25 protein-coding genes are annotated in these 23,131 nt (G+C 61.5%); 14 read left to right on the top strand and 11 right to left on the bottom strand.

Annotated features, from left to right (window positions below):
• The first annotated feature begins 131 nt into the window (after positions 1-131).
• From NCR39_RS20430 to NCR39_RS20410, 5 genes are all read left to right on the top strand, one after another.
• Positions 132-3,293, top strand: a complete 3,162-nt coding sequence (locus NCR39_RS20430; protein WP_250453903.1) for a response regulator — start codon at positions 132-134, stop codon at positions 3,291-3,293.
• A 16-nt stretch (positions 3,294-3,309) separates the two neighbouring features.
• On the top strand, positions 3,310-4,146 hold the full coding sequence (locus NCR39_RS20425; RefSeq protein WP_250453902.1) for a CheR family methyltransferase: 837 nt from the start codon (positions 3,310-3,312) through the stop codon (positions 4,144-4,146).
• A gap of 2 nt (positions 4,147-4,148) precedes the next feature.
• Positions 4,149-4,736 (top strand): chemotaxis protein CheB, encoded by a 588-nt coding sequence (locus NCR39_RS20420; RefSeq protein ID WP_250453901.1) that lies wholly within the window; start codon positions 4,149-4,151, stop codon positions 4,734-4,736.
• 56 nt (positions 4,737-4,792) lie between these two features.
• Entirely contained in the window at positions 4,793-5,932 is a 1,140-nt protein-coding gene (locus NCR39_RS20415; protein WP_250453900.1) for a hybrid sensor histidine kinase/response regulator, read from the top strand.
• Between the two features lie 79 nt (positions 5,933-6,011).
• Positions 6,012-6,308, top strand: coding sequence for an acylphosphatase (locus tag NCR39_RS20410; RefSeq protein ID WP_040049695.1), 297 nt, complete (start codon positions 6,012-6,014; stop codon positions 6,306-6,308).
• 4 nt (positions 6,309-6,312) lie between these two features.
• Here NCR39_RS20410 and egtD read toward each other — a convergent pair whose 3' ends face one another.
• A complete protein-coding gene (gene egtD / locus NCR39_RS20405; protein WP_250453899.1) occupies positions 6,313-7,281 on the bottom strand; it encodes an L-histidine N(alpha)-methyltransferase in 969 nt (322 codons plus the stop codon).
• Positions 7,282-7,507: 226 nt separating this feature from the next.
• Here egtD and rarD point away from each other — a divergent pair, with 226 nt between their 5' ends.
• Entirely contained in the window at positions 7,508-8,488 is a 981-nt protein-coding gene (rarD, locus tag NCR39_RS20400; protein ID WP_250453898.1) for an EamA family transporter RarD, read from the top strand.
• A 114-nt stretch (positions 8,489-8,602) separates the two neighbouring features.
• On the opposite strand, the gene NCR39_RS20395 is transcribed toward rarD, so the two are convergent.
• Positions 8,603-9,076 carry a hypothetical protein gene (locus NCR39_RS20395; protein ID WP_250453897.1) on the bottom strand — a complete coding sequence of 158 codons (474 nt, stop codon included), beginning with the start codon at positions 9,074-9,076 and terminating at the stop codon, positions 8,603-8,605.
• Between the two features lie 358 nt (positions 9,077-9,434).
• On the opposite strand from NCR39_RS20395, the gene NCR39_RS20390 reads away from it, so the two are divergent.
• Both NCR39_RS20390 and NCR39_RS20385 read left to right on the top strand, forming a co-directional pair.
• Entirely contained in the window at positions 9,435-9,767 is a 333-nt protein-coding gene (locus NCR39_RS20390; RefSeq protein WP_250453896.1) for a hypothetical protein, read from the top strand.
• A gap of 105 nt (positions 9,768-9,872) precedes the next feature.
• Positions 9,873-10,292 (top strand): hypothetical protein, encoded by a 420-nt coding sequence (locus NCR39_RS20385; RefSeq protein ID WP_250453895.1) that lies wholly within the window; start codon positions 9,873-9,875, stop codon positions 10,290-10,292.
• 120 nt (positions 10,293-10,412) lie between these two features.
• Here NCR39_RS20385 and NCR39_RS20380 read toward each other — a convergent pair whose 3' ends face one another.
• Both NCR39_RS20380 and NCR39_RS20375 read right to left on the bottom strand, forming a co-directional pair.
• Positions 10,413-10,961, bottom strand: a complete 549-nt coding sequence (locus tag NCR39_RS20380) for a transglycosylase SLT domain-containing protein (protein ID WP_250453894.1) — start codon at positions 10,959-10,961, stop codon at positions 10,413-10,415.
• A gap of 128 nt (positions 10,962-11,089) precedes the next feature.
• Positions 11,090-12,499: a DHA2 family efflux MFS transporter permease subunit gene (locus NCR39_RS20375; RefSeq protein ID WP_250453893.1), complete on the bottom strand. Its 1,410-nt coding sequence runs from the start codon at positions 12,497-12,499 to the stop codon at positions 11,090-11,092.
• 148 nt (positions 12,500-12,647) lie between these two features.
• On the opposite strand from NCR39_RS20375, the gene NCR39_RS20370 reads away from it, so the two are divergent.
• Together NCR39_RS20370 and NCR39_RS20365 are read left to right on the top strand one after the other, a co-directional pair.
• On the top strand, positions 12,648-12,977 hold the full coding sequence (locus tag NCR39_RS20370; protein WP_250453892.1) for a hypothetical protein: 330 nt from the start codon (positions 12,648-12,650) through the stop codon (positions 12,975-12,977).
• A 72-nt stretch (positions 12,978-13,049) separates the two neighbouring features.
• Positions 13,050-13,598 carry a J domain-containing protein gene (locus tag NCR39_RS20365; protein WP_250453891.1) on the top strand — a complete coding sequence of 183 codons (549 nt, stop codon included), beginning with the start codon at positions 13,050-13,052 and terminating at the stop codon, positions 13,596-13,598.
• 13 nt (positions 13,599-13,611) lie between these two features.
• On the opposite strand, the gene NCR39_RS20360 is transcribed toward NCR39_RS20365, so the two are convergent.
• From NCR39_RS20360 to NCR39_RS20345, 4 genes are all read right to left on the bottom strand, one after another.
• Complete coding sequence (locus NCR39_RS20360; protein ID WP_250453948.1) at positions 13,612-13,860, bottom strand: hypothetical protein; 249 nt, start codon at positions 13,858-13,860, stop codon at positions 13,612-13,614.
• A gap of 324 nt (positions 13,861-14,184) precedes the next feature.
• Positions 14,185-14,559 (bottom strand): VOC family protein, encoded by a 375-nt coding sequence (locus NCR39_RS20355; protein ID WP_250453890.1) that lies wholly within the window; start codon positions 14,557-14,559, stop codon positions 14,185-14,187.
• 11 nt (positions 14,560-14,570) lie between these two features.
• On the bottom strand, positions 14,571-14,894 hold the full coding sequence (locus NCR39_RS20350; RefSeq protein ID WP_250453889.1) for a hypothetical protein: 324 nt from the start codon (positions 14,892-14,894) through the stop codon (positions 14,571-14,573).
• A gap of 135 nt (positions 14,895-15,029) precedes the next feature.
• Positions 15,030-15,236, bottom strand: a complete 207-nt coding sequence (locus NCR39_RS20345; protein ID WP_250453888.1) for a hypothetical protein — start codon at positions 15,234-15,236, stop codon at positions 15,030-15,032.
• Between the two features lie 212 nt (positions 15,237-15,448).
• Between NCR39_RS20345 and NCR39_RS20340 the strand changes: the two genes are divergently transcribed.
• From NCR39_RS20340 to NCR39_RS20330, 3 genes are all read left to right on the top strand, one after another.
• A complete protein-coding gene (locus tag NCR39_RS20340) occupies positions 15,449-15,982 on the top strand; it encodes a DUF3280 domain-containing protein (RefSeq protein ID WP_250453887.1) in 534 nt (177 codons plus the stop codon).
• A 162-nt stretch (positions 15,983-16,144) separates the two neighbouring features.
• Positions 16,145-17,206, top strand: a complete 1,062-nt coding sequence (locus NCR39_RS20335) for a beta-propeller fold lactonase family protein (protein ID WP_250453886.1) — start codon at positions 16,145-16,147, stop codon at positions 17,204-17,206.
• Positions 17,207-17,318: 112 nt separating this feature from the next.
• On the top strand, positions 17,319-17,729 hold the full coding sequence (locus NCR39_RS20330; RefSeq protein ID WP_250453885.1) for a hypothetical protein: 411 nt from the start codon (positions 17,319-17,321) through the stop codon (positions 17,727-17,729).
• Between the two features lie 9 nt (positions 17,730-17,738).
• Here the strand turns inward: NCR39_RS20330 and NCR39_RS20325 are convergent, their stop codons facing one another.
• Positions 17,739-20,084, bottom strand: a complete 2,346-nt coding sequence (locus tag NCR39_RS20325; protein ID WP_250453884.1) for a TonB-dependent receptor — start codon at positions 20,082-20,084, stop codon at positions 17,739-17,741.
• A gap of 176 nt (positions 20,085-20,260) precedes the next feature.
• Here NCR39_RS20325 and NCR39_RS20320 point away from each other — a divergent pair, with 176 nt between their 5' ends.
• A complete protein-coding gene (locus NCR39_RS20320; protein WP_250453883.1) occupies positions 20,261-21,301 on the top strand; it encodes an ATP-binding protein in 1,041 nt (346 codons plus the stop codon).
• Here the strand turns inward: NCR39_RS20320 and NCR39_RS20315 are convergent.
• Both NCR39_RS20315 and pqqE read right to left on the bottom strand, forming a co-directional pair.
• Complete coding sequence (locus NCR39_RS20315; RefSeq protein ID WP_250453882.1) at positions 21,229-21,930, bottom strand: response regulator; 702 nt, start codon at positions 21,928-21,930, stop codon at positions 21,229-21,231. The genes NCR39_RS20320 and NCR39_RS20315 overlap by 73 nt on opposite strands.
• A gap of 2 nt (positions 21,931-21,932) precedes the next feature.
• Positions 21,933-23,123, bottom strand: coding sequence for a pyrroloquinoline quinone biosynthesis protein PqqE (gene pqqE / locus NCR39_RS20310; RefSeq protein WP_250453881.1), 1,191 nt, complete (start codon positions 23,121-23,123; stop codon positions 21,933-21,935).
• Positions 23,124-23,131 lie beyond the last annotated feature (8 nt).

Genomic DNA, 23,131 nt, shown 5'->3' with positions numbered 1-23,131 from the left:
TAACAAGTTCCGCGCGGAAACGGCCGCTTCGATTACCCGCCCGAGCCCATGTGACAAGGCGTTGCGGCTCGTGCTAAGGTCCGTGCCTGCTGCGGGGCGCGCGGCCCCGAAAAATGAAACTACGGTCAACGATGCCTCAAGACAATCGCAACCACGCTCTGTGGATCTACTTCGCTATCGCGCTTTCGCTTGCGGTCGTGTTCGCCATCGACCTGCTCACGCCGATGCGCGTCGCGATCTGGGTGTTCTATGTGCTGCCCGTCGTGCTCTGCATGTGGGCGGACCGGCCCGCGCTGCCGATCGTCACGGCGGGCGGCGCATCGGTGCTGATGATTCTCGGCTACGCGCTCGGCACCGGCGACGCGGCCACCACGCACGACGTGCTCCAGATCAATCGCGCGATGGGCATTTTCGTGCTGCTCGTGCTGTCCGTGGTGGCGCATCTATATATCAAATCGCGGCTTGCCGTACAACGCACCGGCTGGCTGCAGCAAGGCATCATGCAGATGAGCCTGCAATTGCGCGGCGAGCAGTCTCCGGCTTCCATCGGCGTGAGCATTCTGCGCTCGGTCATTCCGTATGTGAACGCGAAGGTCGGCGTAGTGTATTCGCTCGATGGCGATTCGCTCGAACGCGTCGCGGCCTGGGCGCTGCCCGACGAGAACGGCGCGCCGCGACGGATCGCGCGTGGCGAAGGGCTCGTCGGCCAGGCGGTGGAAGACAAGCGCACGCTCAGCCTGTCCGATGCCTCCGCGCATTACCTGAAGGCCGGCTCGGCGCTCGGCTCGGCGGCGGCGACGCGCGTGGTGATCGCGCCGCTCTATGCCGACGGCGACGTGGCGGGCGCGCTCGAAATCGGTTTTGTCGGCAATGAAGGCCGTTTCGACGATACCCGCGCGCTGCTCGACATGGCGTCCGAAGCGATGGGCATGGCCATGCGCTCGGCGCGTTATCGCACGCGGCTCGTCGAATTGCTCGAAGAAACGCAGCGCCAGAGCGAAGAACTTCAGGTGCAGCAGGAAGAATTGCGCGTGTCCAACGAGGAACTGGAGGAACGCGGCCGCGCGCTGCAGGATTCGCAGGCGCGTCTGGAACAGCAGCAGGCCGAGCTCGAACAGACGAACGTGCAGCTCGAAGAACACGCGCAGCATCTCGAACGCCAGAAGACCGAGCTTCTGCACGCGCAGCAGGAACTGACCGCGAATGCGCTCGAAATGGAGCGCGCGAGCCAGTACAAGTCGGAATTCCTCGCGAACATGTCGCACGAGCTGCGCACGCCGCTCAACAGTTCGCTGATCCTCGCCAAGCTGCTGCAGGACAACCGGCAGGGCAATCTCACCGACGAGCAGGTGCGCTACGCCGCGACGATCCATTCGTCGAACAGCGACCTGCTTTCGCTCATCAACGACATCCTCGATCTGTCGAAGGTCGAAGCGGGCCAGATGGACGTGCAGTTCGCGCCCGCCGCCGTCGAGTCGTTGTTGCAGGCGCTGCGGCAATCGTTCGCGCCGGTCGCGGAATCCAAGGGGCTTTCGTTCGTCACCGAAGTGGGCGACGACGTCCCGCAATACTTCGTCACCGACAGCCAGCGGCTCTTGCAAGTGCTGCGCAACCTGCTCGCCAACGCGTTCAAGTTCACCGAGCGCGGCAGCGTGACGGTCGCGGTGCAGCGCGCAAGCGACGACTCGGTGCGCTTCGAAGTGCGCGATACGGGCATCGGCATTCCGCGCGACAAGCAGGATCTGATCTTCCAGGCGTTCCAGCAGGCCGACGGCACCACGAGCCGCAAATACGGCGGCAGCGGACTCGGGCTTTCGATCTCGCGCGAGTTCACGCGCTTGCTGGGCGGCTCGGTCGGCGTATCGAGCGAAGTCGGCCGCGGCAGCGTGTTCTCGGTGACGCTGCCGATCGCCGCGCGCGAAGGCACGGTGACCGCGAAGCTGGATACGATCGGCCACATGAGCGAGCCGGAGCCGGCTGCGGTCAAGCCGCCGCCGCCCGCGCCCGTGCAAACGCAGATCGTGCAAACGCAAGGCGCGCAGACGCAGCCCGAAGCGCCCGCGCCGAAGATCGAGGCGCAAGGCATCGCGGATGATCGCGCGAACCGGCAGCGGCCGGATCGCGTGATTCTCGTGATCGAAGACGATCGCCGTTTCGCGCACATCCTCTACGATCTCGCGCACGAACTCGACTTCGACTGCGTGCATGCCGCGAGCGCGACGCAAGGCGTCGAACTGGCGCGTTCGATGCAGCCGAACGGCATTCTGCTCGACATCGGCTTGCCGGATCAGTCCGGGCTCACGGTGCTCGAATGGTTGAAGCACGATCCGCTCACGCGTCATATTCCGATTCACATCGTCTCCGCGACCGATCACGCCGATGTCGCGCTGCATCTCGGCGCAATCGGCTACACGCTCAAGCCGAGCGCACGCGATGAACTCGCGCAGGCCATCCGCAAGCTCGAAGCGCGTTCGTCGCAGGGCATGCGGCGCGTGCTCGTCGTCGAGGACGATCCCGCGTTGCGCCAGAGCATCCACGCGCTGCTCGCGAGCGACACGGTGAACATCGTCGAAGCGGGATCGATCGCGCAGGCGCTCGAACAGCTGCGGCGCGCGAGCTTCGACTGCATCGTGATGGATCTCGCGCTGCCCGACGGCTCGGGCTATGAATTGCTGGAGAAGGTATCGACGAGCGGCGAATTCGCGTCGCCGCCGGTGATCGTCTATACGGGGCGGCAGATCTCGCAGGAAGAAGAGCAGCGCCTGCGCCGTTACTCGAAATCGATCATCATCAAGGGAGCGAAATCGCCGGAGCGCCTGCTCGACGAAGTGACGCTCTTCCTGCATAGCGTCGAGAGCGCGCTGCCGCCGGAACAGCAGCGCATGCTGCGCGCGGCGCGTCAGCGCGACGACGTGTTCGAAGGCCGCACCATCCTGCTCGCCGAAGACGACGTGCGCAACATCTTCGCGCTGTCGCGCGTGATCGAACCGCTCGGCGCGACGCTCGAAATCGCGCGCAACGGACGCGAGGCGCTGGAAGCGCTGGCGCGCCACGATTCGATCGATCTCGTGCTGATGGACGTGATGATGCCCGAGATGGACGGCCTCACCGCGATGACCGAAATCCGCAAGCGGCCCGAGCACGCGCGGCTGCCGATCATCGCGCTGACGGCGAAGGCGATGCAGAGCGATCGCGAAAAATGTCTCGAGGCGGGTGCGGACGACTACATATCGAAGCCTATCGACGTGGATAAGCTCGTCTCCTTGTGCCGCGTATGGTTGCGGCAGCGATGAATCGACAACGGACTCAATGAACGACAGCAAGCACGATGAAGAAGCCACGTTCGACATCGAACTGAAGCTGATTCTGGAAGCCATCTACCTGAAGTATCAGCACGACTTCCGGCACTACTCGGTGAGTTCGCTGCGGCGCAGGCTCGCGCAGGCGGTGCACGACCTCGACTGCACGACGCTTTCGCAATTGCAGGAGCGCATTCTTCGCGAACCGCCGCTGTTCGCGCGGCTCTTCCAGTACCTCACGGTGCAGGTCAGCGAGATGTTCCGCGATCCCTCGTACTTCCGCGCGATCCGCGAGCAGGTGGTGCCGATCTTGCAGACGTATCCGTCGATCAAGGTGTGGGTCGCGGGCTGCAGCAGCGGCGAGGAGTTGTGGTCGCTGGCGGTGCTTTTCGCGGAAGAGAAGATCGCGGACCGCACCGTGTTCTATGCAACCGATATCAACGCCGAAGCGCTGCGTCAGGCCGAAAGCGGCATCTATCCGCTGGAACGCATGGCGGGCTTCAGCCAGAATTATCTGGCGGCCGGCGGCAAGCGCACGCTGTCCGACTACTACCACGCGGCCTACGGCGCGGCGAAATTCTCGCAGACGCTCAAGTCGCGCGTGGTGTTCGCGGACCATAGCCTCGCCACCGACAGCGTGTTTCTCGAAGCGCATCTCGTGTCGTGCCGCAACGTGCTGATCTATTTCGACCGCGCACTGCAGGATCGCGCGCTGGGCCTCTTCAGCGATTCGCTCGTGCGGCGCGGCTTCCTCGGGCTCGGCAGCAAGGAGAGCCTGCGTTTCTCGAAGCATGCGGACCGCTTCGCGGACTTCAATCCGCGCGAGCGGCTTTACCAGAAGGTATAGCGATGAGCACCATCGACGCCATCGTGATCGGCGCATCGGCGGGCGGCGTCGAGGCGCTGAATCTCCTGCTGCCCGCGTTGCCGCGCGACTTCGCGCCGCCGGTGCTGATCGTCGTGCATGTGCGCCACGGGCAGCCGAGCCTGTTGCCGGGTCTCTTTGCCGAGCGCTGCAGCATTCCGGTGCAGGAGCCGTTCGATAAGGACGTGATCGCGCCCGGCACCATCTATTTCGCGCCGCCCGGCTATCACATGATGGTCGAGTCGGAAGACGGCGCGCCGCCCGCCATCGCGCTGTCGGTGGATCCGCCGGTGCGCTTCTCGCGTCCTTCGGTGGACGTGCTGTTCGAATCGGCGGCGCATGCGTATGGCGAGCGGCTGCTCGGCATCGTGCTGTCCGGTGCGAACGACGACGGCGCGCGCGGCGCGCGTGCCATTCGCGATGCGGGCGGCGCGTGCTGGGCGCAGGACCCGCAGACGGCATCGGCGCCGTCGATGCCGCAGGCGGCCATCGCGCAAGGCGCGGCAAGCGACATCCTCACGCTGGACGACATGGCGATGCGACTCGCGACGCGCATACGCCGAACGCAATAACGGACGCGACGATGAATGCAATGAACGAAGGCATGGCCCAAGCAAGGAGTCACCCGATGACACAACCCATCCACGTGCTGATCGTCGACGACATCCGCAACAACATCACCGCGCTCGAAGCGTCGCTCGCGCGGCCGGATCTGTCGGTGCTCAAGGCCGAATCGGGGCCGGCCGCGCTCGAACTGCTGCTCAAGCACGAAGTCGCGCTCGCGATTCTCGACGTCAACATGCCGGGCATGGACGGCTTCGAGCTTGCCGAACTGATGCGCGGCAGCCCGCGCACCGCGCACGTGCCGATCATCTTTCTCACCGCGACGGCGCAGGACGTGAGCCGCACGTTTCGCGGTTACGAAGCGGGCGCGGTGGACTTTCTCTACAAGCCGTTCGATTCGCGCATCCTCAATTCGAAGGTGGATGTGTTCATCCAGATGGAGCGGCAAAAGCAGCAGCTCGCGACGCAGCTCGCCACCGTGCAGCAATTGCTCGATGCGAACGAGATGCTGATGGCCGTGCTCGGTCACGATCTGCGCACGCCGCTTTCGGCGGTGATCGCATCGGCGGAATATCTGGCGCGCTTCGTGAAGGACGAGAACGTCGCCAATATCGGCACGCGCATCAAATCGAGCGGCATGCGCATGGTCCGCATGGTCGATCAGTTGCTCAATCTCGCGCGTCTGCGCGGCGGGCGCGTGACGTTGCAGCCGCGCGCCGTGGAACTCGCGACGCTCGCGAAGAATATCGTCGAGGAATACGAGGCGCGCGTCGGCAAGGGACGCATCTTCGTGCTGCGTCACGGCGATACGCTCTTGCAAGGCGACGGCGATCTGCTTTCGCAGGTGTTTTCGAATCTCATCGGCAATGCGCTGCAACACGGGCTCGAAGGATCGGCCGTTCAGGTGCGGCTCGAAGGCGGCACGAACGACGTGAAGATCATCGTGCAGAACGCGGGCGAAATTCCGGCTGAAATACTGCCGACGATATTCGCGCCGTATCGGTCGGGGCGGCGTCAGAATGAATCGAGTGGATTGGGGCTCGGGCTTTACATCACGCGTGAAATCACGGAGATGCATGGCGGCGAAGTGAAGGTGCGCTCATCCAGCGAAGCAGGCACGGCGTTCGAAGTGACGCTGCCGCGCGTCGTGCATCCGCATGCGGGCGATCGCGCGGATATCGCACAGCCGTTCAGATTGAGTTGATTGGCGATGGTGCCGGGTCATACGCGCGATCGCAGGCGTGTCTACAATGCGGCCTGTGAACGACTTGGAGGAATGCACGATGCCCGGCCCGGATCTGGATACGAGAATTGAAACTTACTACGTGCGTGTGAAAGGCGTGGTGCAGGGCGTCGGCTTTCGCCATCACACGGTGAGGCGCGCGCATGCGCTCGGCGTGCGCGGCTGGGTCGCGAATCTCGATGACGGCTCCGTCGAAGCCGTCATTCAGGGCGCGGCCAATCAGGTCGATCTGATGCTCGAATGGCTGCGGCGTGGACCGCCGCATGCGCGCGTCACCGAGTTCTTCAGCGAAGAGCGTTACGTCGAGAAGCGTTATGAACGCTTCGAACAGCATTGACGCTTCAACGCGCGACCAGCAGGCTCTCCGCGAACTGCCACTCTTCATCGCGCCATTGATGCGTGCATTCGAAGCCCGCATCGACGGCAATGGGCGCGACTTCCTCGGCCACATACTTGTGGCTGCTTTCGGTCCAGATCGTTTCGCCTTGCCTGAACTCCACGCGCAAGTCCGCGCCGCGCACGCGCACGGATAACGCGCGCGTCGCGCGCAGATGCATTTCGATGCTGCGTGCGTCCGGATTGAAACGCGCGAAGTGCTCGAAGGCATCGAGCGGAAAGTCCGCGCCCAATTCGCGATTGATACGCGCCAGCAGATTCAGATTGAAAGCCGCGGTCACGCCGATGGGATCGTCGTAAGCGGCGATCAACACGGGCAGCGGCTTGATGAGATCGGTGCCGAGCAGGAGCGCGTCGCCGGGTTCGAGCATGCCGCGAATCGAGCGCAGGAATTTCGTGGCGGCGAGACGCGCGAAATTGCCGATGGTGCTGCCGAGAAAGAGCACGAGCAAATGCTCGCCTTTGTTGCGCTTGGCGCTTACTTCGGCGAGGCCCGCGAGGTAATCCCTTTCATAACCGACGATCGACACGCGTTCGATATCCCCGAGTTCGCGATGACACAACTGCAAGGCCGTGCGCGAGATTTCGATCGGGTAATAAGCGGTCGGCTGCTTTTTGCAAAGCGCTTCAAGAATGCGGCGCGTCTTGCGTCCGCTGCCGCTTCCGAGCTCCGCCACTTTGACGTTGGCGGGCAACGCATCGACGATATCGCCCGCATGCGCCTTCAGCACGCGTTCCTCGGCGCGCGTGACGCCATACTCGGGCAACGCGGTGATGACTTCGAAGAGCGCGGAGCCGACTTCGTCATACAGATACATCGACGGCAACTCTTTCTGCGGATGCCGCGAAAGACCGGCGTGAACGGCTTCTGCAAAAGCGCTTGAAAAACGGGGCGACAGGGCGGGCTGAGTCATGACGTCTCCATCGATGCGGCGTTTTCTTCGCGTGCCCGGATGACCACGCGCGTGGATGCTGCGGATGCAATGACGCTCGACTAAATGTCGACAATGCCGGTGATGCGTGTCTGCGCTCAGACGTTGGAAGTATGAAGTAGCAAGAAGCGCGCTTGAGACGAGGCGCCGTTGACGCTGCGTTTAGAATGCCCGTCAACGCATAAACAGCGCACAAGCGCGAATTTCGATGAATCAGCATGGCCTGGGACGCGGCATTGCATTGTCCGTCGCCGCTTCCGCTCTTTTCGCGCTCATGTCCGGTTACACGAAGTGGCTCGCGCCGCTCGATGGCCTCGACATCTTTGCATGGCGCATCGTTTGGACATTGCCGGGCGCGTTGCTGCTCGTGGCCGTACGCAATCGATGGCCGCAATTATGCGCGCTCATGGCGAAGCTCGCCAAAAACGTGCGCTTGCTCGCCGCGTTCGCCATTGCATCCGCGCTGCTCGGCGTGCAGTTGTGGATCTTTCTCTGGGCGCCGCTGCATGGCCGCGCGCTGGACGTGTCGCTTGGCTATTTTCTGTTGCCGCTCGTGATGGTGTTGCTCGGGCGCTTTTATTACGGCGAGCGGCTCGACGCGCTGCAATGGGCGGGCGTCGCGGCGGCGGCTGTCGGCGTGGCGCACGAGTTCATCGTGACGAAAGCATTTGCATGGCCGACGCTCGTCGTCATGCTCGGCTATCCGCCGTACTTCATGCTGAGACGGCGGCTCAACGTGGACGCGCTCGTGTCGTTTGCTATCGAAATCATGTTGATGGCGCCCGTCGCGTTGATCATGTTGATCGTGCGCCATTCGTTTGCGACGGTGGCGGGCGCGCCGCTATTGTCGATGGTGCTGCTGCCCGGCCTCGGCGCGCTCAGCACGATTGCGCTTGCATCGTATCTTCGCGCGAGCCGTTATTTGCCGCTCGCGCTGTTCGGCATACTCGGCTATGTCGAGCCGGTGTTGCTCGTCGGCGTCGCGGTGATGCTGCTCGGCGAACCGTTCTCGGCAACTCACTTCGCCACCTATGGACCGATCTGGCTTGCGGTTGCGCTGACCGGCGTGCATAGCGTGCGGCTCGTATTGCGAGAACGCGCGCGAGCGCGAAGCCGGTTACCGATGAGCGAATATCACGCGAGCGTGGAGCATGAGATCGGCGCGCAGGAGAAAGAACGCGTCGATTGAGCGGATGCAATAAAAAAGCGAGCCCGAAGGCTCGCTTGAACGACAACGCACGGGACCGCTTGAATGTTTGGCCCGCGACGGCCCGCGTGCGCGATGCGATGACGCGGACTCCCCTTACTTCTTCGCCGCGTCTACTTTTGCATCGGCGGCCGCCTTGTTCGCGTCGCTTTGCGCCTCGACTTTTTCCTTGTCGGCCTTGGCTTGCGCCACGTTGGCATCCTTCGCTGCGTCCTGCTTTTTGCTGTCGGCCTTGGACTGTGCAGCGTGCTTCTTCTTGTTGGCTTTCGCCTGTGCCTTCGCGGCGTCACCGCGAGCGTCGGAGGCTTGCTCCGGCGTGGTCGCCTGCGCTACCTTCGCGGCTTCCTTGTTGGCGTCGGCTTGCGCCGATGCCTTGTCTTCATTCGCCGATGCCTGCGCCTTGGCGGCATCGTGCTGAGCTTCGGTCTTTTTCTTGTTCGCCGTGGCTTGGGCCTCGGCCTTCTCGTGATTGGCCTTGACTTGCGCCTTGTCTGTGTCCGTCGTGGCGGTTTGCGCGAAAACGGTGGTGACGAGCAGCGTGGATGCGAGAGCAGCGACGATTTTCTTCATGATTGTTCAACTCCTTTAAGACTGCGTTTTCCAAGCACGCATGCCAATGTGGGGCATGTGCCGATGAAAACGCCGCGTCGCGCCGAGCCGTTGACCGCTTTCTGGTGACAAACGGTAACTAGTCGCTAGCAATTGAAACTGCGGCACTTAGGCTGTGCGTGATACCCCGTCAAGCACTCATGTGTTACGAAAACGCGAAATTCTTCGGGTTTGTAACGGCAGACAAGATGATTCGGTATCCGAAGTAATAGAATTTGTAATCGTTGAAATGCACCGTTACCAACTGCATCAGTTATTTCTTTAGACCGTGCTTAAGATGCGATTCATAAACCCGGACAACGGGATAGGAGAGAAACTCATGAAGCGCACAGCACTTGTCTTGTTGATGATCGGTAGCCTTTCGGTGGCGGGTCAGGCATCGGCGCATGGCCACGGCGGTGGACGCGGTGGCGATGGCGGCGCAATCGTCGGCGCGCTGATCGGCGGCGCGGTGTTGGGCGCGCTGGTGAGTTCCGTCGCGAATGCGCAGCCGGTGTATGCGCAAGCGCAACCGGTTTATGCGCAGCCCGTCTATGCACAACCGGCCTATGCACAGCCGGCATACGCACAGCCGGCTCCGCCGGCAGGCTACTGCTACGACGGCTATCGGCGCGCCTATGTGCCGTGCGCGCCTGCCGGCTACGGTTATTGATGCTAGACGAACGTTGAACGCACGCGGCACGTTGCTTGCGCCAGGGAAAGCGGCTGCTGCAGCACTGGATCTGCGCAGCCGACACGCTAACTTGGGAGACTTGCAATGAAAGCGATCACGATGAAGCTGGTAGCCTCGGCCCTTGTTCTTGGCCTGTCGGGCGGCGCCTATGCGCAAGCCGGCGGCGGTGGTGGTGCAGGTGGCGGCGGCGGTGCGGGCGGTGGCGCAGGCGGCGGAGGTGCGGCAGGCGTCGGCGGCGGCATGGGCGCGGGCGGCAACGGCTCGGCGGGCGCGGGTTCGGGCGCGGCGGGCAAGGGCGGCGGCGTCGGCATGGGCGGCGCCGGCATGGGCGGCTCGACCGACGGCACGAGCGACACGGGCACCGGCGCGAAGAGCGGCATGGGCAACAACGGCATGAACAACGGCATGGGCCAAGGCACCATGCAACGCAGCGGCCCCGGCTCGACGGGCAGCGCAAGCCCGGGCGGCATGTCAAACGGCAGCGGCCAACAGCAAGGCGATTGATGCCGACCGACTCACGTTGTCAACGCGGGTGCGATCGCCGTGGGCCTCGAAGGCCATGCGGCATCCGCCACGCGGCGGCGCGCCTAGAGAAATAAACGTAGAGAAAAGAAGCGCCCCGACTTACTCGGCAGGCGTGGCCACCGGTTCAAACGTTTTCGCGCGCAGACTGACTTTTTGCGCGTAAGCACTCGATCCGCCGTAATTCTTCAGCGCGGCATCGACATCGCCTTTAGCGGACTTCAGATAGCCGTGCAGGATGGCCGAGCCGACTTCGATGTTGGCCTCGGGTTCCGTCAAATCGACGTCGCGCACGAGCTTCTTGTGCGCCGACGGCACGACCTGCATGAGACCCGTTGCGTTATTCGCGCCCTTGGCCGTTTCCTTGAAACGCGATTCGATTGAGATGATGGCGAGCAAAAGCGCCGGAGGAAGCGAGTATTTCGACGCCGACGACATTACCGCCGACGCAATGGCCTGCGCCTTTTCGCGCGCCACGCCGAATCTGCGCGTGATGACTTCCGAGACCTTGTGACGCGCGTCGTCGAGTTTCGATTCCTGCTGCACGGCTTCTTGCGCGATGGCGTCAGAGGCGGCCGGCGCGCTTTGCTGCGCGAGGGCGGCCTGCGTGCAGGTCAGCAAGAGGGCGATGAGAAGGAATTTTCGGCGCATCGGACTCGTCACAGGAAAGCGGAGCCGCATTATAGCCCGATAAATTTTCCTTCCGGATCATGGACTTGTCCTAGATATGAAGAATTATCCGGGCAAGCGGAAGAAGTTACTTGCTTGGCCATTCATCTTCAGGTCCGCTCCGCGCGCTTGGCCGACGAAGCGGAAATGCCTTCCCCTGCATCGCTCGAGAGACGCGCGAACATCGGCAATGACGCGAGCACGAGCAGCGCCGTCGCGATGAAACCGCACGCGAGTTGCCAGCGTTCGGCCTGCGTGTTGCCCGAGACGAGCATCGTCGCCTGGATCGTTCCGGCGGCGACCGTCACGCCGAACGCCTTCATCAACTGCTGCGCCGTGCCCTGAAACGACGTGGCTGCGGCGAGGCGCGCCTTGGGGACATCGGCGAAGGCGAGCGCGCCCATCGTCGCGAAACTGAGCGAGCGGCCCAGACCGCCGATGAGCAGCAACAGAAAGATGGCGCCTGCGGGCCACGCTTGCGACATGGTCGAGCAAACGGCCAGCACGGCGGCGAAGCACACGCTGCCCGCGCAGAGCACCGTGCGCACGGAGAATCGGCGCAATGCGAGCGCGGTCATCGGTCTCATGCAGAACGAGCCGAGCGCGCTGGCGAACGTGACGAGACCGCTCGCGGATGCGCTATAGCCGAAGCCCGTCTGCAGCGTGAGCGGCACGAGAAACGGCAGCGCGCCCGCGCCCGCGCGAAAGAGACTGCCCGCGATGGTCGCGGCATGAAACGTCGGTATCGAGAGCAATGAAAAGTCGATGGCGGGGTTCGGTGTGCGCCGGCAATGCAGCACCGTCGCTCTGAAAAGCAGCAAGCCGACCGCGACGCAAATCCACGGCACGCCTGCGGGCAACACATTGCGTCCCGCGCTTTCGATGCCGATCATGAAGAGACTCAGCGATGCGCCCGACAGCAACATCCCGCGCAAATCCGGCGGCGTGCGGCTTTCCGGCGGCGATGGCGGCAAGAGCTTCCATGTGAGCCATAGCCCGACGACGCCTACCGGCACATTGACCCAGAAGATGCTGCGCCATGAGAGCGTGTCGGTAAGAAAGCCGCCGAGCGGCGGGCCGAGCAACGGGCCGACGAGCGCGGGCATCGTGAGCCATGTCGTCGCTTGCAAAAGCTCCTCACGCTTGACGCCGCGAAAGAGAATGAGACGGCCGACGGGCACCATCATCGCGCCGCCCAAGCCTTGCACGATGCGCGCGGCTAGCAGTTGCGGCAGATTCATCGCTGCCGCGCATGCGACGGATGCAAGCGTGAATGTCGCGATGGCCCACATGAACACGCGCCGCGCACCGAAGCGGTCGGCGACCCATCCGCTCGCCGGAATGAAGACCGTCAACGCGACGAGGTACGCGGTGATCGCGCTGCTGAGATGAACGGCATCGACGTGGAGATCGCGGGCCATGGCGGGGATCGCGGTCGCGACGATGGTCCCGTCCATGTTCTGCATGAAGAGCGCGCTTGCGACGACAGCGGCCGTGATGCGAAAGTTACTGCCCTTCATGATGCGTGGCTCGCATGTACGTTGCAGGACTGCGGCCAAACGGTTCTGTTTTGATGAGCGTGCATGCATGCCAGTCTACGCCATGCATTGCAATAGCGTCCTCGCGTTATGCTAGTTGCCATGAATATGACGCGCCGATGGCGCAGCGATGACCGTCATGCCATTTGCCTTTCGCGGACGCCCGGAACTTTCAGGCCTCGATCGTCGCGCAAGAAGCGACGTGCGGCGGCTTGCATGGCATTTTGCACAACGGCACTGGAGCCTGCATGCGCCGGCGTTCGCGTGGCTCGTTTTCGTAGTACTGCATACGCGCTTTGGCGTCGTCGCTGAACGCAGTGAATATTTGTTCGTGACGGTGCTGTTTTTCATTGTCGCGGTCGTCGTCATTCGGCTGCACATCGCGCATTATTTGCGGCCTGCGCGCGCAATTTACGATTTGTTCGGCGCCACGGCTATGCGCGTGATCGTTCGACGTTAGCGACACAAAGGCCACATTTTAGCGTGTTAGGATGCCAGGGCTTTTCCATTCAACGAACGCTAAAGAACGCTGATGGCAACGCTATACGAAACGCTCGGCGTGGATGAGCACGCCAACGAAGACGAGATCAAGCGGGCGTATCGCAAGGCTGCGATGCGCTGCCATCCTGATCGCAATGTCGGCAATGAACACGCTGCGCACGCGAAGTTTCAGGAAATAAAAGAGGCCTACGCCATTCTCTCCGACCCCGCGCAACGCGAGGTGTACGACCGTATTTTTGCGGAGGAAATGGAGCGTCGAGAAGCGCAGTTGCGCGAGGAAGAAGCGGAACGCGAGGCGCTTTATGCAAGGCGCGTGTCGCTTGCCATGCGCTTTGCATCACAAGGGCATAACCGCGATGTCGTGTTCGGCGTGCTGCTCGGCCACGAATGTGATGAGCACGCCGCACGGCACATTGCCGAAAGCGTCGTGGCGCTGCACGAGTCGCGTCAGGCGAAAAGCGAGCCCGAGCCGCAGCCGGAGAAAAAAGAAGAACCTTCTCCGGCCAAGGAATGCACTGCAAGCGCCGCGAATCCGTTTGGCGCAATGTGGATGCAGTTCTTCAACAACATGCGTCTTTAGTTAGTTTCCAGCTTCACGCCGCAAGACGTTCGCCGCGCATGTTTCTTTGCCTTGGCGCGGGCGGATAAACGCACCACTGACCGTCATCGTGACGGAAGAAGAACAGTGCTCTCGATGCGGCGCCCTGCACAGTCTCGACGCAGACATAGCGCGTGTGATCGGCGCGCGTGCGACTGAAGTGCTTGACATGAACCGGCACGCTTGCCGGGGCGAGCCATTTCTCCACCTGGTAACGAAGGGATCGTTCGTTGACGCTTTTCATCTGTAGTCTCCTGCACGCGGCGTTCATGCTTGAATATCGGCCGGAAGCGTACGAGGCTTTAAGCCGCATGAATGACGCCTGCCGCAACGCACCACACTCGTGACAAAGCACTTTAACTCTACGCCGTGAATCCGCTAGCCGTGTGTCCTTTTGCGAAATAGCAACAACGCGATTCAGGACTCACGCAGGCGGATATGTGCTTTTATCTTCGACGCGTGTGATGTGCGGGTATGTACGCGAACGGTCATATGAATGCGCCGGTGAGTACGTTACCCGTCACCCGATATTCAGCGAAACCCATGCCTGGGCTTTTGCACTCAAGCGTCAGAGCGGACGCGCGAAGCTCAGTTCGTGGCCGTCAGGATCGGTGAGATGAAAATAGCGCTCGTTCCAGGGCGCATCGCGCGGCGCGAATTGCGGCTCGATGCCATTAGCCTTGGCTTTGCGATAGAACGCATCCACGTCGGACACGTAGATGATGACGCGGCCCCACCATTGAATCGGGCCATGTGTCTCGCTGGTGATGTTGAGAAACGAAGTGCCGAGCGCGAACGAGGTGAACGCTTCGTTCGCGCCGCCATGAACGATGCGAAATCCCAGCGCCTCATAAAAGCGCACGGCGCGTGGCATGTCGTGTGTCGCAAGCGTGATGGCGCTCAGACTTTCGACGCGCGCATCGTCGTGATCGGAAGGTTGCATGAGTGGCGATGTCATTCGGGATGATGATGCGAAACGATAGAGAGCACGGATAAGTCCGGATGCGTGCCGTCGATGATGCTCTTGCCGATATGCCGCGCGTCGTCCACTGCGTCTTGCGCGCTCTTGTATTCGTCGTCGCCATCGGCATGAAAATGCACGGCTTCTGCGGGCGAATCGGCATCCGCGCCGTGACGGCATACATAACCGATGAACACATAGCGCTCGGCGGCGCGTGGCGGCGCATGTTCGGGCGTCGGCTTCGATTGCGGCAGCACGTGTATCTCGAAGCCTTCGTATTCGAAGACATGCCATTGTGATTCGGGTTCGCCGGACATGATCGCCTCTCTTTCTCGCTTGGCTTGCCCTTCAACGTTACTCCTGTTCGCGGGGCGAATCCATTGGGAACCACGTGAGGCTTCGTTGCGCGATGGCGGCTCGCATGCGATGCACGCAAGCCGCCGACGCCCGCATCAAACGATATACGGCCCGCTAATGCGCCCTTCGAAGATCGCGATATTGATTTGCCAGTCATCGACTGTGCCGGGCGTGCGGCCATCGACCATGGCAGGCACGGATCGTCCGCCGACGACGCGCTGCATGTGTTCGCGTGAGAGCGTGGATTCGTTGGGGGATGCTTGGTCCAGCGGCAAATCTGCAATGGTGAGAGTGCGTTGCATGATGGTTCTCCTGGCGGGTAACTTGAAGTGAATCGAGCATTCACTCATGCTCGCCCGCCTTTTTGCAAACGCTATGCCAATTTGCGCTGAGCGGCTTCCTGCAAGGCGCTCGATGAAACAGCCCGCGCTTGATCGATGCGCCAAGCGGCGGTATGTTGGAGCAGCGCGAACAGATCGACTCCCTGGTGTTGGCGCATTCACTGAGACGGAACATGACTTTCATCGTGCGCGCCGTGGGTTTTCTGCTTGCCAGTGCAATGCTCTTTAGCGCCTGCGCTCACGCGCAGAGTCAGTCGCAATCCATTGCATTGCTCGATTGCACGCTGATCGACGACAACGCCGCGTATAACGATGCCGACATCAACCGCATTCAAAGCACGCGCCTTCTCATGATCAGCAGCGCCTTGCGCGACGACCTGAACCAGCGCGCGCTCTTCCGTGTCGCGGATAACGCGCGCGCAAGCGATCTCATCGCGTCGCTGCAAAGCACGCAGGACATGAGCGCATGCAACGGATGCGAACTGCGCGTCGCGCGCGAGCTGGGCGTAACGCGTGTCGGCGTGTGCTGGGTGCAGAAGATCAGCAATCTGATACTCAACATGAATTTGCGCGTGGAAGACGCGACGAGCGGCGCGACGCTCTTTCAGCGTTCAGTCGATATTCGCGGCAATACGGATCAATCCTGGCGGCGCGGCGCGAAGGCGCTAGTCGATCTATTGGCGGCTGATGCGTCCGCCATGCGCTGACCGACTGACTCTCGAATAATGATTCGCAGCGCAATTCGGGAATTTCTCCCGCCCGATGACGTTGCATGCGCCACGTGTCCTGCGCTAACTTATTTTTTGGGGCAGGCTTGCCGCAATCGCCCCGCTCTAAAACGAACAAAGAATGTTTAGCCGGAGACGACCATGCAAGTCAGTTTCAAGACGGCGCGCCTAGCGTGCACGTCGTTTCTCGCCCCATCCCTGTTTCTTGCCGCGTTCAGCGCGCATGCCGCCGCTCAGACCGCCTACGTGACGAGCGAAACGGCCGGCGTCGGCGTGATCGATCTGGCGAATCTCTCGCTCGCGAGAACGATCGATCTCGGCAAGGACGGTCCGCGCGGCCTGAGCCTCAATAAGGACGGCACGCGGCTTTATGTGGCGAATAAATCGACGGGCGATTTGTCGGAGATCGATACGGCGTCCGGCAAGATCGTGCAGCGCGTGAAGATCGGCAAGAATCCGGAGTTCGTGCGCGTGGAGGGCGGCTATGCCTATGTGACTTATGAGCCGGGCGAATCGGGCGGGCCGCCCAAGCCGGGCGAACCCGAAAAGGATGACGATGCCAACTCGCCGCCCGCCGAGATCGCGATCATCGATCTGAAGACGATGAAGGTCACGCATTCGGTCAAGAGCGGTCATGAAACGGAAGGCGTCGAGTTTTCGCACGACGGCAAGCTGATGCTCGTGACGAACGAGGGCGACGACACGGTGTCCGTTTATCGTACGGGCACGGGCAAGCCGGTACGCACTGTCAAGCTGCAACAAGGCGCGCGTCCACGCGGCATCAAGATGTCGCCCGATGGGAAGCAATACGTCGTGACGCTGGAGAATGCGAACAAGTTCGTCGTGCTCGACGGGAAAGACATGAAGGTCATCAAGACCGTCGATACGAAAATGGGCCCTTACGGCGTATCGTTCGATCCGGCGGGCAAGCGTCTGCTCGTGGCGGCATCGCGCGACAAGACGCTGCAGGTATTCGACGCCGGCACTTACGAGCACATCAGCGACGTGCCCGTTGGCCAGCGCTGCTGGCATTTCAGCTTTACGCCCGACGGCTCGCGGCTGCTGCTCGCATGTGGCCGATCGAACGCGGTGTACGTGCTCGATGCATCGAACTTTCAAACGATCAAGCAGATCGGCGATTTGCCGCTTGCATGGGGCATCGTGACTTATCCGCCCGGCGCGGGATCGATAGCCGGACGTTGATCGCGCTTGCTGCACGGACGTTTCGCTTCGTGCCGCGCATCATTGCGCAATGCATCTCGCGCCTCGCCCGGGGCGGCTGCTAGTATCAGGTAGGCTCCCGGCGAGGACGATCATGCTGACATTGGCCGAGGCGTTCGATGCACTCTCCGACAGTCCCGCGCGCAAGCGCGTTCTGATTGCGGCTCAGGGCGGTACGGGCAATTGCCGCTGGTTGCCCGCGTTCATTGGAAAAGACGGCGCGCTTCGCTATGAATGGCGCGAGGAAGAAGGCATCGAACTGGACGACGAAGCCACCGACGCCATTCGTCTTTTCGACGCCGGTTCTCTCTCTTCGTGTGCGCTCGTCGTGCATCTCGGCGCGCTTGGCGTCGGCGCGCTCGTGATGGGACCGGAATCGCCCAGCGATGCCATGCGCATGCTCGAGCAATTGAAGGCGAATGCGCTTGGTCGCTTCGTCGAAAGCTACTTGGCCGAACTGCGCCAGCGGCGGCCCGCTCGCATTTATCCCTTCAAGCCGCGTTGAGACCAACGCCTAGTTCCATGCATAGCGCAAGCCGACCCATACGCCGCGCGGCGCGCCAATGCCGAGGAATTGCTCGTTGACGGTATCTGCACCGTTGAACGTGTGGTTCGGTCCGTTAAAGAAATTCTCTCCAAGAATGGCGAAATTCGCGTAGCGCTTGTTGAGTAAGTTCTTGACGGTGGCATAGACCTGCAATTGCTTCGTGACGTTATAGGTCGTGTCGAGATCGATCAGGAAATAACCGGCGATGCTGCCATTGACGTCCTGATTGTTCTCGTCGCCACGCGCGAAGATATTGCTGCGGTAAGTGAGATTGGTGCCGATGTTCCATCGCGAGATCGGGTTGTAATCCACGCGCATTTTCACTGTATTCGATGGAATGCCGGGAATGCGATCGCCCGAATGCACGGTGATGTTGCCGTTATCGTCCGCGCTGGAATTGCTCGCGCTGCTTTCGGTCCATGTCGATCGATACGTCGCGTTCACATAACTATAGCTCGCGGCCACGCCGAGCGGTCCCCATTGCGTGCGCCCCGCAAGCTCGAAGCCCTGACGTCGCGTCTTGCCTACATTCTGGAAATAGCCGAGCGTGCTCGCCGCGCCCTGGCTGCTGACGAACTGGATGTCGTCCGAGAGCGTGGTGCTATAGACCGCGGCGCTCCATGTCGTCGCTTTGCCGATGTGTCCGCGCGCGCCTACTTCGAACGTGCGCGAGATGACGGGCTTGAGATCGGGATCGGCGATGAAGTCATTGGGCAGCGAGCACGGCGCGTTAGGATCGGCGCACGCGAGTTCGATGGCCGTCGGCGAGCGCATGCCTTCGTTATACGTTGCATAAGCGGTGAACCACGGCGTCGGATTCCAGTTGAAACCCACTGCCGGATTGAAGCGCGAGAACGTGTGGCGTCCATCGAGCAGGGGCTGCACGCCGCTTTCATCGCCGATAGTGGCTTTAGCCCAGTTATAGCGGCCTGCAAGCGTCATCGACCATTGCTCGGTGAATGACAGTGTGTTTTCGAAGTAAATGCCCCAGTTCTCATTGCGCGTCTTGGCGTCGGTCGTCGGCACGAACGGACCGGTGCCGACAGTCGCGCGGCTATCGGTGAATTCCGCCGACTGCGACGACTGCGTGAAATGCGAGTTGGCGAAGTCGCCTGCCGCGCCGAGAACCAACTGATTGTCCTTGCCGAAGAGCTTGTTGAGCAGCGTGAGTTGCAGGCTTGCGCCGTAGCTATCCGTGACGATCACCGATTGATCGTTGGTGGCTTGAGTGAGATCGATATCGCCGTCGTCTTCGGTTTCGCCGTAGTTGTCGTTGACATTGCTGCTCACGTTCTTGTTGCGATAGTGCCGGTAATAGAGATTGCCGCTCAGTTGGACATTCGGCGAGAAATAATGCTCGCCCGACAGCGTGAGATAGCCGACCTGATTCTCGTTGGTGTCGGGGAAGGTGTATGCCTGCTTGTAGTTGTCGAGGAAAGAGCGAGGGATCGTCTGTGATCCGTTGAGCGTGTTGTCCGCGCCGCCCATCGAGAGGGAAATGGTGGTGTCGGCGTCGGTATAGCGGAGCTTGCCGAACGCCTGACGCAAGCGGCTCGAATTCTGCGCGGCCCATCCGTTGTCGTTAGTGACGTTCGCGGTGAAGTAATAGTCGAGATTGCTGCCAATGACACCGCCCTGTTCGATCTGCGCGGACTTTCTGCCCCACGATCCGCCGCTCACGTCGATATTTCCACCGGGATTCGTGCGGCCGTTCTTCGTGGTGACCGCGACCGCACCGCCCAGCGTATTCAGACCGAAGGTCGGATTGGAGCCGGGAATGATCTGCATGGTATTGATGGCGGCCTGCGGAATGAGATCCCAGTTCACGACATCGCCGAACGGTTCGTTGATGCGCACGCCGTCGAGAAAAACCGAAAGTCCTTGCGGCGTGCCGAGCAACGGCGACGCAGTGAAGCCGCGATAGTTGATGTCGGTTTGCGACGGATTGCCTTGCGCGTCGTTGACATCCACGCTCACGACGTTCTTCTGCAGATAATCGGTGATGGTCCCGGAATGCTGCGCCTGGATTTCGTTGCCCTTGATGGTCTGCACGTTCGACGGGACTTTCTCGAGCGGCGTGCCGACGCCGAGAAGCGGCGTCGTTCCCACGACGACGATGGTAGGCAGTTCCGTGTTCGGCGGCGCGCTCGCGGCGACAGGCGCAACGGCGGATGCGGGTGCATCGGGGGCGCTCGCCGTTTGCGCCCATGCGCCGACGGTGATGCTGGCGAACGCGCCGCCGAACATGAGCCTGAGTCCCGCTCGGGGTTTGAACCGATGCGCGATGACGGAATTGCGCGGCATCCTCTTCATTGTCGTCTCCGGTTATTCTTTTAACCTTCTTTTAAACGATGAGTCTTTAATTGAAAGGGTCGCATAAGAATCCGCGCGCGCACCGGGAGCTTTTCCCGATCGTGCAGGGAAACGTTCCCAAACGTGATTCGCATGCCGTACCGCGCGAGAATGCCGTGGATAGAATGGGTTCCGTGATGCGATCCGAATCCTTGCCCTCTCTCACTGACGATCATTCCGGCCGCACGCCGCGCTCGACGGTGTCGCGCGATCTCGCCTGCGTGCTCGTCATCACGCTCATTGCGGGCACATGCTTCGCAATGGTCGATTTCAGTGAGTTGACGTATCACTGGACCCGCAGCGCCGAGCGCTTTCAACTCGACGAGCTTCCGGCCACATTGGTCGTGCTTGCGCTCGGCTGCGCGTGGTTCGCGTGGCGGCGCTATCAGGAAGCACAGCGTGAAGTGCGCCGAAGCCGCGCGCTCGAGAAAGAAGCGGAACACCTGCTCCTTGAAAACCGGCGGCTGGCGAGTCAGGCCATTGGCGCGCAGGAAACCGAGCGGCGTCATCTGGCGCGCGAACTGCACGATGAATTGGGCCAATATCTCAATGCGATATCACTCGATGCCGGACGCATCCGCGATTTATCCGTGGAGCGCGAGACGGAAATTCATCGGCTTTCTTTGGCGGTCATGCACAGCGCGACGCATGTGTATCGCGAGATAGGCGGCATGATTCGCAAGCTGAGACCCATTGGCCTCGATGAATTCGGCTTGCCGACTGCGCTGGAGCATTGCATCGAAGGGTGGCGCGAGCGCTTGCCGCAAGCGGAATTCACGCTGGCGGTAGGCGGCGATTTCGACCGTCTGAGCGATGCGCTCAATATCGCGCTTTATCGTCTGGTGCAGGAAGGTCTGACGAACGTATCGAAGTTCGCGCGTCAATCGCGCGTCGAAATCTATCTGGTACGCACGCCGGAAAGCGAGCGCGGTTCAGGTGAGATTGTCGTCACCATGGCCGACGATGGACCGGGCACGGACCTGTCGATACCGCGCAAGGGTCTGGGGCTCGTCGGCATGCGCGAACGCGTCGAGGCGCTTGGCGGCGAATTCCATATCGCAAGCAAACCCGGCGAAGGCTTCCTGTTCTGCGCGCGCGTGCCCGTTCAAGCGGGACTGCCGTTGCCTAGCGAGCCGAATGAAGGCGCATCGGGTGCGCCAGTGAAATCCGCGAAGTGAAGCCCGAGTCGATTGGCGATCTGCGCAAGCTGCACGCCGTTATCCGCGCCGAATTTCTGACGTATCACCGATTGATGATTGGCCACGGTCTTTTGACTCAAGCCCAGTTTTTCCGCGATGCTCGGCAACGTATAACCCTGCACGAGAAGGCGCAACACCTCGAACTCACGCGCGGATAACTGGCGTCCGGGCGGTCCTTCCTGAATGGTCGCGCGCAATGCAAGCGCCTGCGAAATATCGGGGCTTAGATAGCATATGCGACGCGCAACGGAACGCACTGCTTCAACGAGCACATCGGGCGCGCTCGCCTTGGTGACATAGCCGCGCGCGCCGGCATCGAGCGCGCGTCGCACGAATATCGCTTCCTCGTGCACGCTGAAAATCAGCACGTGCGCATGAGGCTCGCGTGCCAGCATGCGCCGCATCGCTTCAATACCGCTTGCACCGGGCAATGCAAGATCCATCACGACGACATCCGGCTGCAATGCGCAGAACTTCTGGTAAGCCTGCGCCGCATCCGCCGCTTCGCCCGCGACGCTGACGTCGGGACTCAATTCGAGCAGACGCTTGTAGCCTTCACGCACCACGGCGTGATCGTCCACCAGCAGCACCGAGATATCGGCGTTCATGGCTATTCGTCTCCGATGTCGGGTCCATCCTTTCGATGCATGGAAGCGATGCGCCGCGAATTGGCATCGTTACGGAACACGATAGGCTGCTCCTGCGGCTCCTGTCTCATCGATGCCGCGCGCACCACTTCGATCACGCGTTCATGATGCGCGGACTTGTCGCAAACAGGGTCGGCATTCGCGGGGTCTTGCGTGAGCAGATAAGCCTGGCAACGACAGCCGCCGAGGTCGATCGTCTTCTCGTCGCAACTGCGGCATGGCTCTTTCATCCAGCCAAAGCCGCGAAAGCGGTTGAACGCATCGCTTTCGTACCAGATGTCCTTGAGCGATGTATCGGTGACGTTGGGGAAAGTGAGACCCGGAAGCGAACGCGCGGTATGACACGGCAAGGCCGCACCATCGGGCGCGATGCCGAGAAACACCGAGCCCCATCCGTTCATGCAGCGCTTCGGACGACGTTCGTAGTAATCGGGCACGACGAAGAAAATCTTGCACTTGTCGCCGATCTCTTTGCGATAGCGTTCCACCACCGCCTCCGCTTCCTGCAATTGTTCGGCGGTCGGCATGAGTTGCGCGCGATTCGTATGCGCCCAGCCGTAGTACTGCGTGTTCGCCAGCTCGAGATATTCCGCGCCCATGTCGAGCGCCATGTCGATGATGCGTGCGATATGCGGCAGGTTATAGCGATGTAACACGCAATTGAGCACCATCGGAAAGCCGTGTGCCTTGATGAGATTCGCGACGCGCTTCTTCAGATCGAAAGTCTTCGTGCTCGATAGAAAGTCGTTCAGCTCTTGAGTGGAATCCTGAAACGAGAGCTGAATGTGATCGAGGCCGGCGTCCTTGAGCGCGGTGATGCGCTTTTCAGTGAGTCCGATTCCCGAAGTAATAAGGTTGGTATAAAAGCCCAGCTTGCGCGCTTCGCCGACGAGCGTTTCGAGGTCATCGCGCAAGAGCGGCTCGCCACCGGAAAAGCCGAGTTGCGCGGCGCCGAGCGCACGCGCCTGACGCAATACATCGAGCCATTGCGCGGTATCGAGTTCGCGCGAATGGTCCGTGTAATTCACCGGGTTATAGCAGAAGACGCAGTGCAGCGGACAACGGTAAGTGAGTTCCGCAAGCAGCCACAAGGGCGGCGGAATGGCCACGCCTTCATGCTCCGGCTTGGCGATGGGTTCGGACAGATCGGTCATGCTTGCAC

Source organism: Caballeronia sp. ATUFL_M2_KS44, assembly GCF_023630965.1.
GTDB classification, from domain to species: Bacteria; Pseudomonadota; Gammaproteobacteria; order Burkholderiales; family Burkholderiaceae; genus Caballeronia; species Caballeronia concitans.
Note: the sequence above shows the minus strand (reverse complement) of the source record. Positions and strands in the feature narration are given on the sequence as shown.

Coding starts and splice junctions, on each gene's coding strand:
- NCR39_RS20315 (WP_250453882.1), bottom strand. CDS start 21,930: ATGAACGCCGATATCTCGGTGCTGCTGGTGGACGATCACGCCGTGGTG.
- NCR39_RS20320 (WP_250453883.1), top strand. CDS start 20,261: ATGCGATCCGAATCCTTGCCCTCTCTCACTGACGATCATTCCGGCCGC.
- NCR39_RS20380 (WP_250453894.1), bottom strand. CDS start 10,961: ATGCGCCGAAAATTCCTTCTCATCGCCCTCTTGCTGACCTGCACGCAG.
- NCR39_RS20355 (WP_250453890.1), bottom strand. CDS start 14,559: ATGCAACCTTCCGATCACGACGATGCGCGCGTCGAAAGTCTGAGCGCC.
- NCR39_RS20390 (WP_250453896.1), top strand. CDS start 9,435: ATGAAGCGCACAGCACTTGTCTTGTTGATGATCGGTAGCCTTTCGGTG.
- NCR39_RS20335 (WP_250453886.1), top strand. CDS start 16,145: ATGCAAGTCAGTTTCAAGACGGCGCGCCTAGCGTGCACGTCGTTTCTC.
- NCR39_RS20350 (WP_250453889.1), bottom strand. CDS start 14,894: ATGTCCGGCGAACCCGAATCACAATGGCATGTCTTCGAATACGAAGGC.
- NCR39_RS20330 (WP_250453885.1), top strand. CDS start 17,319: ATGCTGACATTGGCCGAGGCGTTCGATGCACTCTCCGACAGTCCCGCG.
- NCR39_RS20325 (WP_250453884.1), bottom strand. CDS start 20,084: ATGAAGAGGATGCCGCGCAATTCCGTCATCGCGCATCGGTTCAAACCC.
- egtD (WP_250453899.1), bottom strand. CDS start 7,281: ATGACTCAGCCCGCCCTGTCGCCCCGTTTTTCAAGCGCTTTTGCAGAA.
- NCR39_RS20385 (WP_250453895.1), top strand. CDS start 9,873: ATGAAAGCGATCACGATGAAGCTGGTAGCCTCGGCCCTTGTTCTTGGC.
- NCR39_RS20410 (WP_040049695.1), top strand. CDS start 6,012: ATGCCCGGCCCGGATCTGGATACGAGAATTGAAACTTACTACGTGCGT.
- NCR39_RS20395 (WP_250453897.1), bottom strand. CDS start 9,076: ATGAAGAAAATCGTCGCTGCTCTCGCATCCACGCTGCTCGTCACCACC.
- NCR39_RS20425 (WP_250453902.1), top strand. CDS start 3,310: ATGAACGACAGCAAGCACGATGAAGAAGCCACGTTCGACATCGAACTG.
- pqqE (WP_250453881.1), bottom strand. CDS start 23,123: ATGACCGATCTGTCCGAACCCATCGCCAAGCCGGAGCATGAAGGCGTG.
- NCR39_RS20370 (WP_250453892.1), top strand. CDS start 12,648: ATGACCGTCATGCCATTTGCCTTTCGCGGACGCCCGGAACTTTCAGGC.
- NCR39_RS20415 (WP_250453900.1), top strand. CDS start 4,793: ATGACACAACCCATCCACGTGCTGATCGTCGACGACATCCGCAACAAC.
- rarD (WP_250453898.1), top strand. CDS start 7,508: ATGAATCAGCATGGCCTGGGACGCGGCATTGCATTGTCCGTCGCCGCT.
- NCR39_RS20420 (WP_250453901.1), top strand. CDS start 4,149: ATGAGCACCATCGACGCCATCGTGATCGGCGCATCGGCGGGCGGCGTC.
- NCR39_RS20345 (WP_250453888.1), bottom strand. CDS start 15,236: ATGCAACGCACTCTCACCATTGCAGATTTGCCGCTGGACCAAGCATCC.
- NCR39_RS20375 (WP_250453893.1), bottom strand. CDS start 12,499: ATGAAGGGCAGTAACTTTCGCATCACGGCCGCTGTCGTCGCAAGCGCG.
- NCR39_RS20365 (WP_250453891.1), top strand. CDS start 13,050: ATGGCAACGCTATACGAAACGCTCGGCGTGGATGAGCACGCCAACGAA.
- NCR39_RS20430 (WP_250453903.1), top strand. CDS start 132: ATGCCTCAAGACAATCGCAACCACGCTCTGTGGATCTACTTCGCTATC.
- NCR39_RS20360 (WP_250453948.1), bottom strand. CDS start 13,860: ATGAAAAGCGTCAACGAACGATCCCTTCGTTACCAGGTGGAGAAATGG.
- NCR39_RS20340 (WP_250453887.1), top strand. CDS start 15,449: ATGACTTTCATCGTGCGCGCCGTGGGTTTTCTGCTTGCCAGTGCAATG.